The sequence below is a fragment of the Sphingosinicella sp. CPCC 101087 genome (assembly GCF_004151485.1).
Lineage (GTDB): Bacteria > Pseudomonadota > Alphaproteobacteria > Sphingomonadales > Sphingomonadaceae > Allosphingosinicella.
This window is the reverse complement of sequence record NZ_SBFF01000007.1, coordinates 178,657-194,102: the sequence shown is the minus strand read 5'-3', so window position 1 is coordinate 194,102 and position 15,446 is coordinate 178,657. Positions and strand designations below refer to the sequence as shown.

Genomic DNA, 15,446 nt, shown 5'->3' with positions numbered 1-15,446 from the left:
AGAGGCGAAGATGCCGGAAGAATGGAGAGCTGCTGTGCGATTTTCACGACGCGATTTCGGGCTGGGAATGGCTGCGGGCCTGGTGGCGGCCTCGACGGCGCGGGCGCAAGGACGCCCGGCGGCTGCGGTTGGCGCCGCGACGGCCGATGCGGAATTGACGGCTTTCCTGGACGCGGCGTTCGAGGCCGAGCTTCAACAGGATCCGGAGCAGCTCACGCAACTGGGCCGCAAGGACAAGCAGGATCAGCTCACCGACCCCAGCGACGCCGCCGCGGCAGAACGCCTGGCCTGGCGCAGGCGCAGCGTCGCGGAGATGCGGCAACGGTTCGACCCCGCGACGCTCAGCGAGAATGCCCGGGTTTCCTACGAGATGTGGGCGCTCGAGCTCGAGCGGGCCGAGACCTACGCGCAATGGCGCAAGCACGCCTACATCTTCGACCGGGGCGGCCCCCATACCGGTCTTCCCAATTTCCTGATCAACCAGCACCGGGTGGACGAGCCGGCGGACATGGAGGCCTATGCCAAGCGCGTGGCGGCCCTCGGTCCGACGATCGACATCTATCTCGAGCGGGCGAAAGCGGCCGCGGCCGCCGGCATACGCATGCCCCGCTTCGCTTATGATCAGTCGCTGGAGGAGGCGCAGCGGCTCATCACCGGGGCGCCGTTCGACGGTGGCGCCAATTCCGCGCTGTTCGCCGACGCCAGGACCAAGGCGGCGGCGTTGCGAAGTGCGGGCAAGATCGACGAGGCGGGGGAGCGGCGGCTTCTCGCCGGCGTCGCCGAAGCGATGACCGGTTCGATGAAGCCGGCATACGAACGGCTTGGCGCCTGGCTGGGATCGGACCGCGAGCAGGCCAGCGCCGAGCCGCGCGGTGCCGGATCGCTGCCCGATGGCGCCAATTATTACAATGCGATGCTTCGCCTTCAGACCACCACCGGCATGACCGCGGACGCGATCCACGAACTCGGCCTTTCGGAGGTCCGGCGGATCCGCGGCGAGATGGAGACGCTGAAGGCGACCATCGGCTTTGCCGGGCCACTGGAGGAATTCTTCGTCCACTTGCGCGAGGGCGACCGCTTCTACGTGAGCAACGACGATGCCGGCCGGGCGGAATATCTGCGGCTGGCGGAAGGCTATCTTGCCGGAATGAAGGCGCGGCTTCCCGAGCAGTTCGGGCGGATTCCCAGGGCAGAGCTCGTCGTTCGGCGCGTGGAGTCGTTCCGCGAGGAGCCCGGCGGGGCCGCCCATTATTCGTCGAGCGCTCCCGACGGCTCGCGGCCAGGCATCTACTATGTGCACTTGGCCGACACGCGGGCGACGCCCCTCTACGAGATCGAGGGAACCTCCTATCACGAAGGCTGGCCCGGCCATCACATGCAGATTGCGCTGGCCCAGGAAATGACCGGCCAGCCGCAGTTCCGAAACCACACGTTCTACGGCGCCTATGGCGAGGGCTGGGGACTCTATGTGGAGCGGCTGGCGAAGGAGATGGGGTTCTACACGGATCCCCACAGCGATTTCGGGCGGCTCGGCCGGGAGATCTGGCGGGCGATCCGGCTGGTGGTCGACACCGGCATCCACGCCAAGGGCTGGAGCGAGGCTCAGGCCCTGGAATTCTACACCGCCAACTCGCCACAGCCGATCGGCAAGATCCGTTCGGAGATCCGCCGCTATTTCGTGAATCCCGGACAGGCGACGTCCTACAAGGTGGGCATGCAGCACATCCTGGCGCTCCGCGATCGCGCGAAAACCGCCTTGGGCGCCCGCTACGACCAGAAGCGGTTCCACGACATGGTGCTGGGCCAGGGGTCCGTTCCGCTGCCCGTGCTCGAAGCCCAGGTGGAACGCTGGATCGCCGCGCCGGCCTAGGGACCTCGCTGCCCATCGAACCCGGCTCCAGCCCGCGAGGAGAATCCCGTGCCGGTCGGGGCGCTGCCGCGACCCTGACCGTTGCGGCAGCCTTCATGATGATGGTGCCGGCCCGCCGCTCCTTTCTGGTCCCGGCTGCGGGTTGCGCCCGCCTCTTCCCATGTTCGCTCGCCTTCGGCGCGGCTCCGGGAACCCGAGCGCCGGCGCTTCCGCGTCGAACCCCCTGGGCACGATTCGGTCATTCGTCGCTTCCATTCCGACGATCTCGGTATTGACCCGCGGCCGGCAGAACATCAGGCATTCGCGTGGCGGGCTTCGGCAGGTTCGCGGACCCTGCTTCGGCCCGCCCGATGACAGGGCAATCATCGTCGTGCCGTCTTCAGGGCGGCCGCCTTGCCTTCGATCAGAGAAGAGAACAGCGTCATTCGTCCCATGAACAGTGCCGTGTCCATCGCCTCGCTCGGCTCCATTTCCCTCCTGGCCTCCCTCCCCTTCGCTTCGGCGGTGCTGGCGCAGGCGCCGGCCGCCACCGCGCAGGCGCATGAGGAGGAAGCGGAAGAAGAAGAGCAGGACGACATCATCGTCCAGGGCACGCGCTCGCGCCGGCGGGTGCAGGACGAGCCGATCCGGGTCGAGGTGATCGTTCGCGAGGAGATCGAGGAGAAGCTGCTGATGCGGCCGGGCAATATCGCCATGCTCGTCAACGAAACTGGCGGCGTGCGCGTCCAGGTCACCTCCCCCGCTCTGGGCGCTGCGAATATCCGGGTCCAGGGCATGGAGGGCCGCTACACGCAGCTTCTCGCCGACGGACTGCCGCTGTACGGCGGACAGGCCTCGTCGATCGGCCTCCTTCAGATCCCGCCCACCGATCTCGGCCAGGTCGAAGTCATCAAGGGAGCCGCGTCCGCCCTTTATGGGCCGTCGGCGCTGGGCGGCGTGATCAACCTCGTCTCGCGGCGGCCCGGGGAGGAGGTCGAAGGCGAAGTCCTCGCCAATGCGACGACCCGGGACGGGCAGGACCTGACCGCCTATCTCGCCTCGCCGCTGGGCAATGGCTGGAGCGGTTCGATCACCGGCGGCGCGCACCGGCAGAGCCGTCACGACCTCGACGGCGACGGCTGGCTCGACATCCCCTTCTACGGGCGGTGGACGGCCCGCCCGCGCCTGTTCTGGCAGGGCGGAAACGGCGCTTCGGCGTTCGTCACTGCAGGAGCCATGACGGAAGAGCGCCAAGGAGGCACGCTTCGCGGCCGCACCGCTCCGGACGGCCGGCCCTTTGCGCAGGCGCAGAACACCGACCGCCTCGACGCGGGGCTGGTCGCCGAGTTTCCGGTCGAGAGGCTCGGGGCCTTGCACCTGCGCGCATCCGGAATGACGCAGGACCATCGGCATCGGTTCGGCGATGCCGTCGAGGAGGACCGCCACGGCACGCTTTTCGCGGAAGCCTCGCTGGCCGGACGCTCGGATGCGACCTCATGGGTCGCAGGCATGGCATTCCAGTCCGACAGCTTCCGTTCGGAGGCCTTTCCCGTCTTCGACTACACGCATGACGTTCCCGGCGCGTTCGCGCAGGTGGAGCATGATCTGCGCTCCGATTTGACCTTGGCGGCAAGCGCGCGGCTCGATGTCCACGGCGAATATGGATCGCAGCTGAGCCCGCGCCTGTCGGCGCTCTACCGGCCCGGGCCCTGGACGATCCGCGCCTCGGTCGGACGGGGCTTCTATGCGCCCACGCCCTTCGTCGAGGAGATCGAGGCCGCCGGTCTGTCCCGGCTGGAGCCCTTGACCGGCCTCGAGGCCGAGACGGCCGAAACCGGGTCGCTCGACATCGGCTATGCACGCGGGCCGCTCGAGGGGAGCGTCACCTTCTTCGCTTCCAATATCGACAATGCCACGCGTCTGGAGCCGGTCGCGGCGGACCGCGTCCGGCTGGTGAACGTCGAAGGTGAGACGCGGATACGCGGGTCCGAGCTTCTGCTGCGCTATCGATGGAACGCCTTCTCGGTCACCGGCAGCTATGTCTATGTCGATGCGACCGAGCCGGCCGAGCTCGGCGAAGGCCGCAGGCCGGTTCCCCTGACGCCCCGCCACACGGCCGGCGCGGTGGCAATGTGGGAGGAGCATGGGAAGGGCCGCATCGGGATCGAGGCCTATTATACCGGCCGCCAGTCGCTGGAGGATAACCCCTATCGTTCCGAGAGCCGCCCCTATCTCCATCTCGGCATTCTTGGCGAGATCGTGCTCGGCAAGGTCAGCCTGTTCGCCAATGCGGAGAACATCCTCGGCGTCCGCCAGACGCGCTACGATCCGCTCCTCCTGCCGCGGCGCGCGCCGGACGGGCGGTGGACCGTGGACGTGTGGGCGCCGACGGAAGGCTTCGTCCTGAACGCCGGCGTGCGGCTGCGCTTCGGCGGGCACTGACCCTTCTCACGGCCGGGCAGCACGCGAAGACGCCGGCGCGGGCTGGGCGGCTAAGGGCGCCCCGCCACCCTAGCCGTCGCAGGCAGTGCGCCGTGTCAGCGACGCGGCTGGGACCGGCCTTGTCGACCAGAACGTCCGGCCTGCGCTTCGGAACGCTCGCCAGCGCCTCCTCGCCACGGCTCGCTTCTCCCACCCCCTCTCTATGCGCACCGGTTCGAGCAGGCGCACGCTTTGACGGACCAGCGTCTGATCATCGACGAGGATGGCGCGGATCACACGGCTTTCGACGCACGGGAAGGCAACCAGGCATCGACGGTGAAGCCGAGATCGATTCCCGTCCGGACCGCCAGCCTGCCGCCGAGATGCTCCAGCCGCTCCCGCATTCCGACGAGCCCGCAGCCAGGAGAGGAAGCGACGGGCCGCGCGCTGCCGTCGTCGCGGGCGATAAGTCGTACGCCTTCCCCGTCCGAGGTCACCTGAAGCCACAGGTTAGCCGCTTCCGAATGCCTGACGGCATTGGTCACGGCTTCCTGCGCGCATCGAATCAAGGCGTGGGCCTGGTCGGGATCGACCCGGACCTCGGACGAGATGTCCACATGGACGGCCGGTATAGGGACGCTTTGCGCAAGCGACTCCAGTGCAACCTTCAAATCGCAGCGTTCAGCGTCGCGCAGAGTGGCGACGACGTCGCGTACTTTGGCGAGGAGGGCGCGAGCCAGGCCTTTCGCCTGCACGACATGGTCGTTCCCGCGGCCGGGCTCGGTCACCTGGCTTGCGATCTCGAGCTGCAAGCCCAGCGCGGTGAGCTCGTGGCCCCACGCGTCGTGCAGCTCGCGCGAAATGCGCAGGCGCTCCGCGTCGCGCGCCGTGTTGGCGATGATCGCCTGTGCGGCGCGCAACTCTCTGTTCGTCTCGGCCAGAGCGCGCGCCGCTTTCGCCTCCCTTCGTAGCGCTTGTGCCGTGAAGACGAGCAACAGCTGCAGCGCGACGGATTCGCCGATGACCCAGCACAGATCGAGGGTCAGGGTTTGCGCAAGCGCGCCCATCATCACCAGCGTCTGAAAGGCGACCCAGCTCAGCGCCTTGGCGGGCGTGGTCAGCATCGCAGCCTGCCAGGCGATGATGATGAGGAATTCCGACATGCCGGCCCAGGGGACGATCATCGTCATCGTCACGACGGAAGCCAGCTGGAGGCCCAGCAAGGTCCAGTGGACGGTCCTTGGCAGGCTGAGGACCATCGTGCCGAGTGCCGTCGCTCCGAAGAGCGCGAAGGGGACGAGCCAGTGCACTGGCACAGGAGAACCGCGGAATGTCGCGCCGGTCATCAGTGCCTCGAGCGCAGGCCAACCCCAGGCAATCCACGCAATCAGCGCTGCGAGGCAAAAAATCCCGTGATGCTGGTGTCTAAGCTGGTTTGCCACCAGCGGAATGATGCCACAGCGCGAGCCGCGTCGCCATAGGCCAAAGGTCACGGTCCAACGATGGAACTTACGACACCTGGCCGGATGGGAGTAGCGACGTCGAAATCTGTACGAGAGCATCGCGCTCCAATGAATGATCCCGCGAGATCGCCTCGCGCAGTTCACGAAAGGCCCCTTCGCGGCTGACATTGGCTCGGCCGCGCCATTGGGAGAGCTGCGGGCGATCCTCGCGGAGATCACCAGAGAGCTGGGCTTTCGCCACTTGCTAACCTGCTGAGTGACCGAGCCGGCAGCGCGGTCCCTGCCGAACAAAGGTCGTTGGAACGAACATGCGCGCAAAGACAATCGGTCGTTCACGTAACCCGTTCGGAATATTCGGGTGCACGATGGCGCCCGGGCAGCCCTTGTCTTCAAGGTGGGTTGAAGACAGTGCTGTTTGACCCAGTCTAGCCATTACTCGCCTGGACGCCGCCTACCCGACATCGGGCTCCCAGCGCCTCCAGCGCCCGGGTAAGCTTCGCGGCGTTATAGGGTTTGGCGATCACCCCCATGCAACGGTCCCCGGCGACTCGTGCGACGAGATCATCGACCGGCTCCTCGCTCGCGAGCAATATCGGCAGGTCGGCATTGGATCCTCGCAGCTCGAAGGCGACCGTGTCGCCCGCTGAATTCGTAAGCTGCACATCGAGGACCACGGCGTCATAACAGCCCCGGCCGGCCCGCACACGCGCCAACGCTTCGGCTCCACTCGCTGCTTCATCGACGGCGTAGCCTGCGGCACCCAAGGCCTCCGACGCGAACATGCGGAGCGTTGCCTCGTCGTCGACGAGGAGGATGCGTCCCGTTCGACCCTTGTCGAGAACGTCGGCGATCTTCGTCGACAGCATCTCATAGGTGAACGGCTTTCCGATCATCTCGACCCCTTCGTCCAGACGGCCGCCATGGACGATAGCGTTGCGGGTATAGCCGCTCGTGTAGAGCACCTTCAGGTTCGGCAACTTCTCGCGTGCCTGGTCGGCGAGTTCCCGACCCGTCATTCCCGGCATCACCACGTCGGTGAACAGGAGATCGACCGGCTGCTCCTCCCTCTCCAGGACCCGGAGCGCTGTCGGACCGTCATGTGCCTGGAGCACGCGGTAGCCGAGCTCGCGCAGACATTCGACCGAATAGGCCCGCACGTCGTCATCATCTTCGACCACGAGGATTGTTTCTCGAGCTCGGCTCACCTCCACGCCTGCGCCGGCGCCTTCCTGCTCGACCTGCACATCGCTGATCAGTCGGGGCAGGTAGATTTTGACGCTCGTGCCTCGCCCCTCCTCCGAATATATCTTCACGTGGCCGCCGGACTGCTTGGTGAAGCCATAGACTTGTGAAAGCCCAAGCCCCGTGCCTCGACCCACTTCCTTCGTCGTGAAGAACGGCTCGAACACGCGCGCCGCGATCTCCTTCGACATCCCCACGCCCGTGTCCGTCACCGCGATGACGACATATTGGCCCGGGGCCACCTCGGCGTGCTCGGCCGCATAGGCCTCGTCGAGGCGCGCGTTCGCCGTTTCGACCGTCACCGTCCCCCCGCCGGGCATGGCGTCCTTTGCGTTCACGGCGAGGTTCAGAATGGCCGCCTCGAGCTGGTTCGGGTCGGCCTCGACCCGCCACAGGCCCGGGCTCGTCACGATCTCGAGGCTGACCGTCTCGCCCAAGGCCCGGTTGAGGAGGTCGGACATGCCAGCGACGAGGCGATCGGCGTCGAGAGCCTTTGGCGCCAGCGGCTGGCGGCGGGAAAATGCGAGCAGGCGCTGCGTGAGCGCAGCCGCTCGTTCGGCGCCCTTCAGCGCGTTGCCGAGCGCGCGCCGAGCCCGCGGGTCGGGTTTTCCGGCCGCGTCCATGGCACGGGCCGCCATGTCGATGTTGCCGGTCACGATCGTCAGCAGGTTGTTGAAGTCGTGCGCGATGCCGCCCGTCAGCTGGCCGACGGCATCCATTTTCTGCGCCTGCATCAGCGCTTCCTCCGCCTTCGTGCGCCCCGCAATTTCTTCCGCGACCCGCTCTTCGAGGTTCTCGTTGAACTCAAGAAGTCGTTCCTCGGCGCGGCGGCGTTCGTCGATCTCGCGCTGCGCCGCTTGGTAGAGGCGTGCATTGTCGATCGCGATGGCAGCCTGGGCCGCTATCCCAACCATCAATCTCTCGTGATTGTCACCGAACTTGCCTGGCTCCGGATGCCCGAAGAACAGGCCGCCGATGACCTCGCCCGAGCGCGACGCCACGGGAACGGCAAGATAGCTGCGGACAGGCAGGTGCCCCTTGGGCATGCCCCGGTGTGGCGCGTTCTTGCCGTAGCGTGGGTCAGCGAGGATGTCGTCCGAACGTATGACCCCCTCACCGACAAAGGTCGGCTTGAACACCGCTGTCGCCCGCGGCATGCCGAAGCGTTCGAACTCCGAGCGGTCGGCACCCGATAGGGTGTAGAGCATGAAGGCTTCGCCGGCTTCGTTCAGCACGTTGTAGAAGAACGCGCCGAATTTCGCGCCGGTCAGCTCGACGCCGGCGTCCGTCACGGTTTGGACCACACGCTCGAGGTCGAGTTCGGCGGCCACGGCCTCACCCGTGCGGTTCAGGGTCTCGAGCGTCCGCGCCTGCTCCTGCAAGGCTTCGTCCCGCGCCTTCTCCACGGCGATGCTGCGGGCCTCGATGACGGTGCCGACCGCATTGCCTGCATCGTCGAGCAGCGGGCTGGCCGTGAATGCCACCGGATAGAGGGATCCGTTCGGTGACACGAACCATTCCTCGCCGCTCATCTGCGAGCGCGCAGGGAAGGCGCGGTCGATGGGGCACTCCTCGATGGGATAATGCGACCCGTCCGGCCGCTTGTGATGCAGCACATCGTGCAAGGGCCGCTCTCGCATCTCGTCCAAGCGGTAGCCGGTCAGCTTCTCGGCTGCGGCGTTGGCGTAGACGCAGTGCTGCCGGTCATCCATCAGGAACACTGCCTGGCCGGTGTTATTCAAAATGGCGTCGAGCCGCCGCGACGTCTCGCGAAGCGCGGCTTCGGCTTCCATCGTCGCCGTGATGTCGCGGGAGACGGCAAGAAGCTTTTCAGGGCGCCCGGCCCCATCGCTTATCGGCGTCACCGCCACGTCCCACCATCGAGGACTCCCCTTCATCGTCCTTGCAAAGCTTTGAAAACGCCCGGTGCCGCCGCGCTTCGCGTCTTCGATGGCGCCCACGACCTTGGCGTTCTCGTCACCATGCCAGAGGTCCGGCCAGACGGCGCCGCGCACGGAGTCGAAGTCCTCGACCTCCATCACTCCCAGTCCCCCTTCCGACATGAACTCGATCCTGCCGTCGAGATCGAGCACCATGATGCAGTCGGCGGAGCTCGCCAGCACGCGGCGGTTGAACTCCTCGCTGGCGCGTAGCGCGGTCTCCGTTCGCCGCCGCTCCTCTATGTCCAGCAGGACACCGGGAAAGCTCAGGGGCGTCCCGTCGTCCGCTTTGTCGACGCGGCCGTTTGCCTCGATCCAATAATAACGTCCGTCCGTCCGGCGCACGCGATACTGGTGCGCGTAGGGTCCTCCCCGCGCAATTGCCTCCTCGACTGCCGCCATCAGCCCCGGCTTGTCCTCAGGGTGGACAGTCGCGATCATCTGGTCGAGGCCGAGGCCGCTGCGGCCGAGCTCTGGATCGATGCCGAATGCATTCGCGAACTGCTCGTCCACGGTGAACTGGTCAGCTTGAATGTCGTAAAACCAGGTGCCGATGATCGCGCCGGCGTCGAGCGCGAGCCTGACCCGCTGAGCATCGGCCTGCGCTCGCGCTTCGCTCTCGCGCAGGTCGCGCTCCGCGTTCACTTGACGCGTGATCTCCTGACAGACGCAGAAGAAGCCGTCTATTGCGCCATTCTCGCTCCGCACCGGCGTGTAGGAGAAGGCGAAATGGGCTTCCTCGCGGTAGCCCTTGCGCTCCATCCACAGCTCGATGTCGTCCATTTGGACGGGTTGGCCTCGATAGGCCTGATCGACGATGGGTATGAGGTCGTCCCGGATCTCGTGCCAGACCTCCAGGAAATCCTGGCCCATCGCACCCGGATGTTTCGAAGCGAGGATCTCGCCATAGGCATCATTATAGAGCAGCGTGCGTCCCGAGCCCCAGGTGACGAACATCGGCCGGCTGGAGCCGAGCATGACCCCCACCAGGGTCTTGAGTGCCACAGGCCAATGCTCGGGCGGGCCGAGCGGCGTGGACGACCAGTCGTGGGAGCGGATCAAGGCGCCCGCCTCACCGCCACCGGCCAGGAAGATATCCACCGGGCTTCCACCACCCGAGGTGGAGGTCGATGTCTGCTCAAAGCCGCTCATGGAGGGACACTGATCCTTATTCTATCGCCCCCCCGGGCTCCTGGCTCCTAACGCCTCCTCCCCGCGCTCGCCAAGACCAAAGCTGTGCCGCGCGCAGCACTCGGACGATCGCGACGATGTCCCGCGCTGTGGAAGGGACGCAAGGGAGGACGTCGACGGCGGTTGCAGCGCCTCCTCGCCGGGCGCCAGCGGCGCCCGCCCGGGACCCGGAGAAGCCTGAGGCACAAGAGGACGAGGAACTGCACGCAGGCGCCGACATCCAACCAGGTAAAGGCGTTGCATTGTTCGGCGCTGTTATACGCTACGGCGATATGCCGCGATTTTATTCCATCTCCGCGACGATCGGTCGGTCGATGACGAAGAGGGGCCTGGACCTTCCCGGCCCCGGGGCGGCGCGCGCTCGGGCCGAGCGATATGCTGTCGCCATGAGCGCCGCCAGCATTCTGAAGCGATGTAAGATCGCCCTCCACCACCGGATCGGCGTCGCCGATGATCGAGGCGAGGTCATTGTCACGGCCCGGTTCGGCGACGTGGTGGCCGTCGAGGGCCAACCGCGCTTCTGATCGTCAGAGGCGCTCCGGGAGTGCACGTTGATGGACCGGCCTCCGATTGCGGCCGGTCGCGAAGACCTGTTATCGCGGTGCCTCCATCCAGCACGAGGCCGCATGTTCAATGACGAAGGATCCCGAGCGCCCTTCCCGCCACGCCTGGCAGGCCGAGCATCTCAGGCTCGCGGTCGAGGCTGCCGGCGTGGCGCTGTGGGCCTGGAACGTCGACGATGATCGATTCACGATGGACGAGCGCGGTTTCGAGCTTTGGGGCGTGCCATGGCACGAAACCGTCACCTTCGAGGAACTCTCACAGCACATCCATCCCGCAGACCGGGATCGCGTAAGAGCCGCCTTCGCCGCCACCCGGGCGGTGCTCGGCCCTTACGAGACGGATTTCAGGATCATGGTGGGCGAGGAGATACGCTGGATCGCCGCTCGCGGACAGGGCGAGGATGTCGGTATCGTGGGCCGAACCATGTTCGGAATCTTCCTTGACGTGACGGGAAGAAAGCAGGCGGAAGAAGGCCACGAGCTGCTCGCAGGCGAGATGAGCCATCGCGTGAAGAACCTGCTCGCGATCGCATCGGGCCTCACCGAGATCACCTCTCGCACCACCGCCTCCACCAAGGACATGGCCCGCGAGCTCATACAGAGGTTGGCGGCGCTGGGACGGGCACACGATCTGGTGCGACCCTTGCCTCACGGCCAAGGATCGGCGGCGTTGCTCGGTGACCTGCTGTCGGTTCTGCTGGCCCCTTACGATGACCTCGGCGCCTTCAGCGGCCGCATCCGAGTGGCCGTGGAAAGAATGGGCGTCGGAGAGGCCGCCGCGACGAGCCTGGCGATGGTGGTGCACGAGCTCGCCACCAACTCGCTCAAATATGGTTCGCTGTCATCGGAATCAGGCACGCTCGATGTCTCGACCCGATCGAGCGGCGAGACGCTCAGCCTGATCTGGATGGAGCGGGGCGGTCCCGCTGTTGAAAGGCCTCCGGAATCCGAGGGCTTCGGCAGCAAGCTCGTCCGGCGAAGCGTGTCCAGGCAGCTGGGCGGTACGATCGAACATGAATGGTCGGAGGAAGGCCTCGTTGTCACGGTTCAGCTCGATCGCGCAAGACTGAGCGCGTAGCGACCGCCAATCGGGCGCTTCACGACAAGAGGGCGCCCCCCGAAGCTGGAGAGGGGCGCCTCGCTTGCCAGGTCATGCGGCGCGAAGGGGAACGCGCCAGCGCTCGAAAAACCGCAGAGAACGGTCGCGGGTCCCGCACCCCCTCCCCACATCCGGCGTGACCGGCAAGCCGATCTACATCAGGCACCTCGCTAAAACGTCAATTGCCGCGCGGGCTTGGCAACTTTTGTGCACTGCAGCACGTTCATGGCTGTTCACCGGGGGCGGAACCTCTGCACCCTGCAACATGAGTGCTTATCATGACAGCCGCGAAGAGCAGGAACAGCACGGGACGAGATCAGGCCCCCTCTTCCGACCAGGGCGCGCCGCTCTGGACCTGGGGCGCCGCGGGAGCTGCCGCGGCGGCGCTGGGCGCCGCAGCCTTCAACATCAACAAAGCCCGGCGTGCGGAAGAGAGCAATCCCCCGCTCGGGCGCTTCATCGATGTCGACGGCGTCGCTCTTCACTATCTCGAGGAGGGCAGCGGTCCGCTCGTGGTGCTGCTTCACGGCAACGGCACCGCGATCGACGACTGGATCGCCTCCGGGATCTTCGAGCGACTCGCGGCCACGAATCGCGTGATCGCCTTCGACCGGCCGGGCTTCGGGCACAGCCGTCGTCCGCGCAGCATCGTCTGGACGCCTGACGCCCAGGCGCGGCTGATTGCGTCGGCGCTGTCATCGCTCGGCGCCACGGAGGCCATCGTGGTGGGTCACAGCTTCGGCGCCATGGTTGCTGTCGCGCTTGGTCTGGACCACCCGGAAATCGCCACCTCCCTGGTGCTGATCGGCGGCTATTATTATCCGACCGCCCGCCTCGACGCAGTGCTTGCGGCACCGCCTGCGCTCCCGCTTCTGGGCGACGCCATCCGCTTGACGGTGTCGCCGCTGCTCGGTGCGGCGCTGAGGAACGGCGCGGAGAAACAGATGTTCGCGCCGGCTCCGGTCTCCTCGGGCTGGAGTAACGGCTTTCCATTCGAGATGACGCTCCGGCCGTCGCAGATCCGCGCAGGCGCAGCGGATGCCGCGATCATGATCCCCGCGGCAGCATCGTTGGCGCCGCGCGTCCCCGAGTTGCGGATGCCTGTCACGATCATCTCAGGCAGGGGTGACAAGGTCGTGACGCCTGCCGAGCAGTCCGAGCGGCTGAGCGCAGCTCTTCCCCAAAGCCGGCTGATCATGGTCGAGGGCGCAGGCCACATGGTCCATCACACCGCCGCCGATGAGGTCGCCGCCGCCATTCGCGGCGAGGTGCGCCCGTCCAGCTGAACTCGTTGCGGCGCAGACGCTACGGCGGTTGGCGGAATGCGTCGAGAGGGGGAACGGCGACAGCCGGTTGCGGTTGTGCAGACGGGCGGGAAACCCTGTAACAGGAGAGCGTGATGAACCAGAACATTGTGTCGGCCGTATTCGACGATCACTCGGAAGCAGAAGCTGCGGTTCGCGAGCTGCGGCAAGCAGGCGTGCGCGACAGCGCGCTGTCAGTGATCGCACGTCATGACAGCGGCAGCGGCGACTATGGCGATGCCAACACGCATGAGGCGAAGGAGAAAGGCGAAGGTCTCCTTAAGGGGGCGCTTGCCGGTGGTGGCGCCGGGGCGCTTCTCGGCCTGGCTGCGCTTGCAATTCCGGGAGTGGGGCCGCTGGCAGCAGCCGGAGCCATTGCCGCTTCGGCAGCGCCCGAGGCCGCTGCGATCGGCGCCGGAGCAGGTGCCCTGGCCGGCGGCCTCGGCGGCCTACTGAAGAAGCATGGCGTCAGCGACGAGGACGCCGGCTATTATGAGGGGCGGATCAACGAAGGTGGCGTCTTCTTATCGGTCGACGCGCGCGATGCCGGGATCAGCCCCGAAACCGCTCAGGACATCCTGTACCGCTATGGCGGCCACAACGCATCGAGGTCGAGGACGACTTCAGCGGTTTGAGGCCGCGGCCGGGAGTGCTCCTGCCTCGTGCAGGAGCACTCCCGCAACATCTGGCAAATTGCCCAGGCCTCTCGTTTACGCCGAGAGGCGCTATGCGCGCGCCTGATTTCCAGGCTGCGATCGGGCGTGATCGCTGTCCGTCGCCAGGACGCGCAAGCGCAGGTTGACCGCCTTCGGCCTTCGGTTAAGTCCCCCGGCCCGGGGGCTTCATAAGGTGAAGTCCATGGACACAGTTGCAGTCTCGACGGCGCAGGCGGACAGCGCGGCAGCAGGAGCCGCTCTCGCGTCGCAGATAAATGCCGCCTTGCCACGGCCCCCTCACGTCATCATCCTGTTCGCGGCGCCGACCTACGATCATCCGCTTTTGCTCCGCGCGCTCCAGGATGGAGTGCCGTCGGCTCTGGTCGTGGGCGCCTCCTCAGCCGGTGAATTCACGAACGATACGGTCGGGGTGGGACTCGCGACGGCGCTCGCGATCCGGGATGAGGAGTCGAAGTTTACCGCGCGGGTGGGGCATCGCCTGAAGGACGACCCGGCCGCGGCGGCAAGGGAGATCGCCCGTGGCCTGGCGGGCCGTTCGGACCACGCCTTTCCCCATCGATCGGCTTTGATCCTGACCGACGCGCTGGCGGGCTATGCCGACGCCCTGGCCGATGCTCTGACGCTCGAGACCGCAGGCGAGTATCAGTTTTTCGGCGGCGGCGCCGGCGACAATGCAAGTTTCGAGCGCACTACGGTCTTTTGTGGAACGCAAGTATTCTCGGACGCCGCCGTCGCTCTCGAGATCCTGTCAAGCAAACCCCTGGGCATCGGCGTCAGCCACGGCTGGGAACCGGCATCTGAGCCCCTACGGGTCACGGAAGCGACTGGCCTGAAGCTCATCAGCCTGAACGGCCTGCCGGCGGTGGAAGCGTTCGAGGAACATGCAAAGGCCAAGGGCGAGCATATCGATCGCGCCACGCCGATTCCGTTCTTCCTCCAGAATATCATCGGCATCGAGACCGGCAGCGGCTACAGACTTCGAGTTCCCCTAGCCGTCAACGAGGACGGCTCCGTTCATTGCGCCGCGGAGATCCCCACCGGCAGCATCGTCCGCATCATGAAGAGCTCACATGCGTCGGCAGCCGAAGCCGCCGAACGCGCGACCGATGCGGCAATCGCTGCAATCGGTCCTAACCGGCCGAAGGCCGCCTTGTTCTTCGACTGCGTCGCCACGCGGCTGAGATGCGGCGACCATTTTCAGGCTGAAGTGGACGCGGTGACGAGCCGGATCGGGGACGCTGCGCTGGCGGGATGCAACACCCACGGCCAGATCGCCCGGGCTGAAGGGCAGTTCGAAGGATTTCACAATTGCACGGCGGTCGTGTGCGTGTTCCCGGGCTGATCGGTGCTCCGCGACATCCATGAGCTTGTCAGCCGGCTCGCGCGACCGGAGACACGTGCCCAGGAGGCGGCACGCATTGCGTGCGGACTTGGCGCCGAAGCCTTCCTCGTCTTTCTGCACGATCCGGAAATCGGCGCGCTCACGGTCGCACCCGGATTCCCGCAAACGTTACCGGGCGGGCCATTGTGGCGTGCCTTCCTGAAGGAGCGCCCTGTCACCGTCACTCCTTGCACGTTGCAGCTCCCATTTCCCGATCGGGACACGCTCAAGCCGGCGCAGTGCTTCGCATATGGTCCAGTCGTTTTCCTGCTGATCGGCGGGGAGTCTCGACTGCCGATCGAGCGGTTCGCCGACG

Annotated in this window: 9 protein-coding genes; 7 read left to right on the top strand and 2 right to left on the bottom strand. The window is 66.4% G+C overall.

The window, feature by feature from the left end; translation table 11 throughout:
* Window positions 1–34 precede the first annotated feature (34 nt).
* Window positions 35–1,870, top strand: coding sequence for a DUF885 family protein (locus tag EKM57_RS12670; RefSeq protein WP_129792859.1), 1,836 nt, complete (start codon window positions 35–37; stop codon window positions 1,868–1,870).
* Between the two features lie 432 nt (window positions 1,871–2,302).
* Window positions 2,303–4,291 carry a TonB-dependent siderophore receptor gene (locus EKM57_RS12665; protein ID WP_129792858.1) on the top strand — a complete coding sequence of 663 codons (1,989 nt, stop codon included), beginning with the start codon at window positions 2,303–2,305 and terminating at the stop codon, window positions 4,289–4,291.
* Between the two features lie 272 nt (window positions 4,292–4,563).
* Here the strand turns inward: EKM57_RS12665 and EKM57_RS12660 are convergent, their stop codons facing one another.
* Both EKM57_RS12660 and EKM57_RS22500 read right to left on the bottom strand, forming a co-directional pair.
* A complete protein-coding gene (locus EKM57_RS12660) occupies window positions 4,564–6,024 on the bottom strand; it encodes a sensor histidine kinase (RefSeq protein ID WP_206185414.1) in 1,461 nt (486 codons plus the stop codon).
* Window positions 6,025–6,158: 134 nt separating this feature from the next.
* Window positions 6,159–10,067, bottom strand: a complete 3,909-nt coding sequence (locus tag EKM57_RS22500; protein WP_129792856.1) for a PAS domain-containing protein — start codon at window positions 10,065–10,067, stop codon at window positions 6,159–6,161.
* On the opposite strand from EKM57_RS22500, the gene EKM57_RS22795 reads away from it, so the two are divergent.
* The 5 genes from EKM57_RS22795 to EKM57_RS12635 all read left to right on the top strand — a co-directional run bounded on the left by EKM57_RS22795 (window position 10,046) and on the right by EKM57_RS12635 (window position 15,091).
* Window positions 10,046–10,630 carry a hypothetical protein gene (locus EKM57_RS22795; protein ID WP_371414141.1) on the top strand — a complete coding sequence of 195 codons (585 nt, stop codon included), beginning with the start codon at window positions 10,046–10,048 and terminating at the stop codon, window positions 10,628–10,630. The two genes, EKM57_RS22500 and EKM57_RS22795, sit on opposite strands and share 22 nt — an antisense overlap.
* Window positions 10,631–10,739: 109 nt before the next feature.
* A complete protein-coding gene (locus tag EKM57_RS12650) occupies window positions 10,740–11,747 on the top strand; it encodes a sensor histidine kinase (protein ID WP_129792855.1) in 1,008 nt (335 codons plus the stop codon).
* A gap of 299 nt (window positions 11,748–12,046) precedes the next feature.
* The gene (locus tag EKM57_RS12645; RefSeq protein WP_129792854.1) at window positions 12,047–13,054 is read left to right on the top strand and encodes an alpha/beta fold hydrolase; all 1,008 of its coding nucleotides are present in this window, start codon (window positions 12,047–12,049) and stop codon (window positions 13,052–13,054) included.
* A gap of 113 nt (window positions 13,055–13,167) precedes the next feature.
* Entirely contained in the window at window positions 13,168–13,707 is a 540-nt protein-coding gene (locus EKM57_RS12640; protein ID WP_129792853.1) for a hypothetical protein, read from the top strand.
* A gap of 223 nt (window positions 13,708–13,930) precedes the next feature.
* Window positions 13,931–15,091 carry an FIST signal transduction protein gene (locus tag EKM57_RS12635; protein ID WP_129792852.1) on the top strand — a complete coding sequence of 387 codons (1,161 nt, stop codon included), beginning with the start codon at window positions 13,931–13,933 and terminating at the stop codon, window positions 15,089–15,091.
* Window positions 15,092–15,446: the final 355 nt, after the last annotated feature.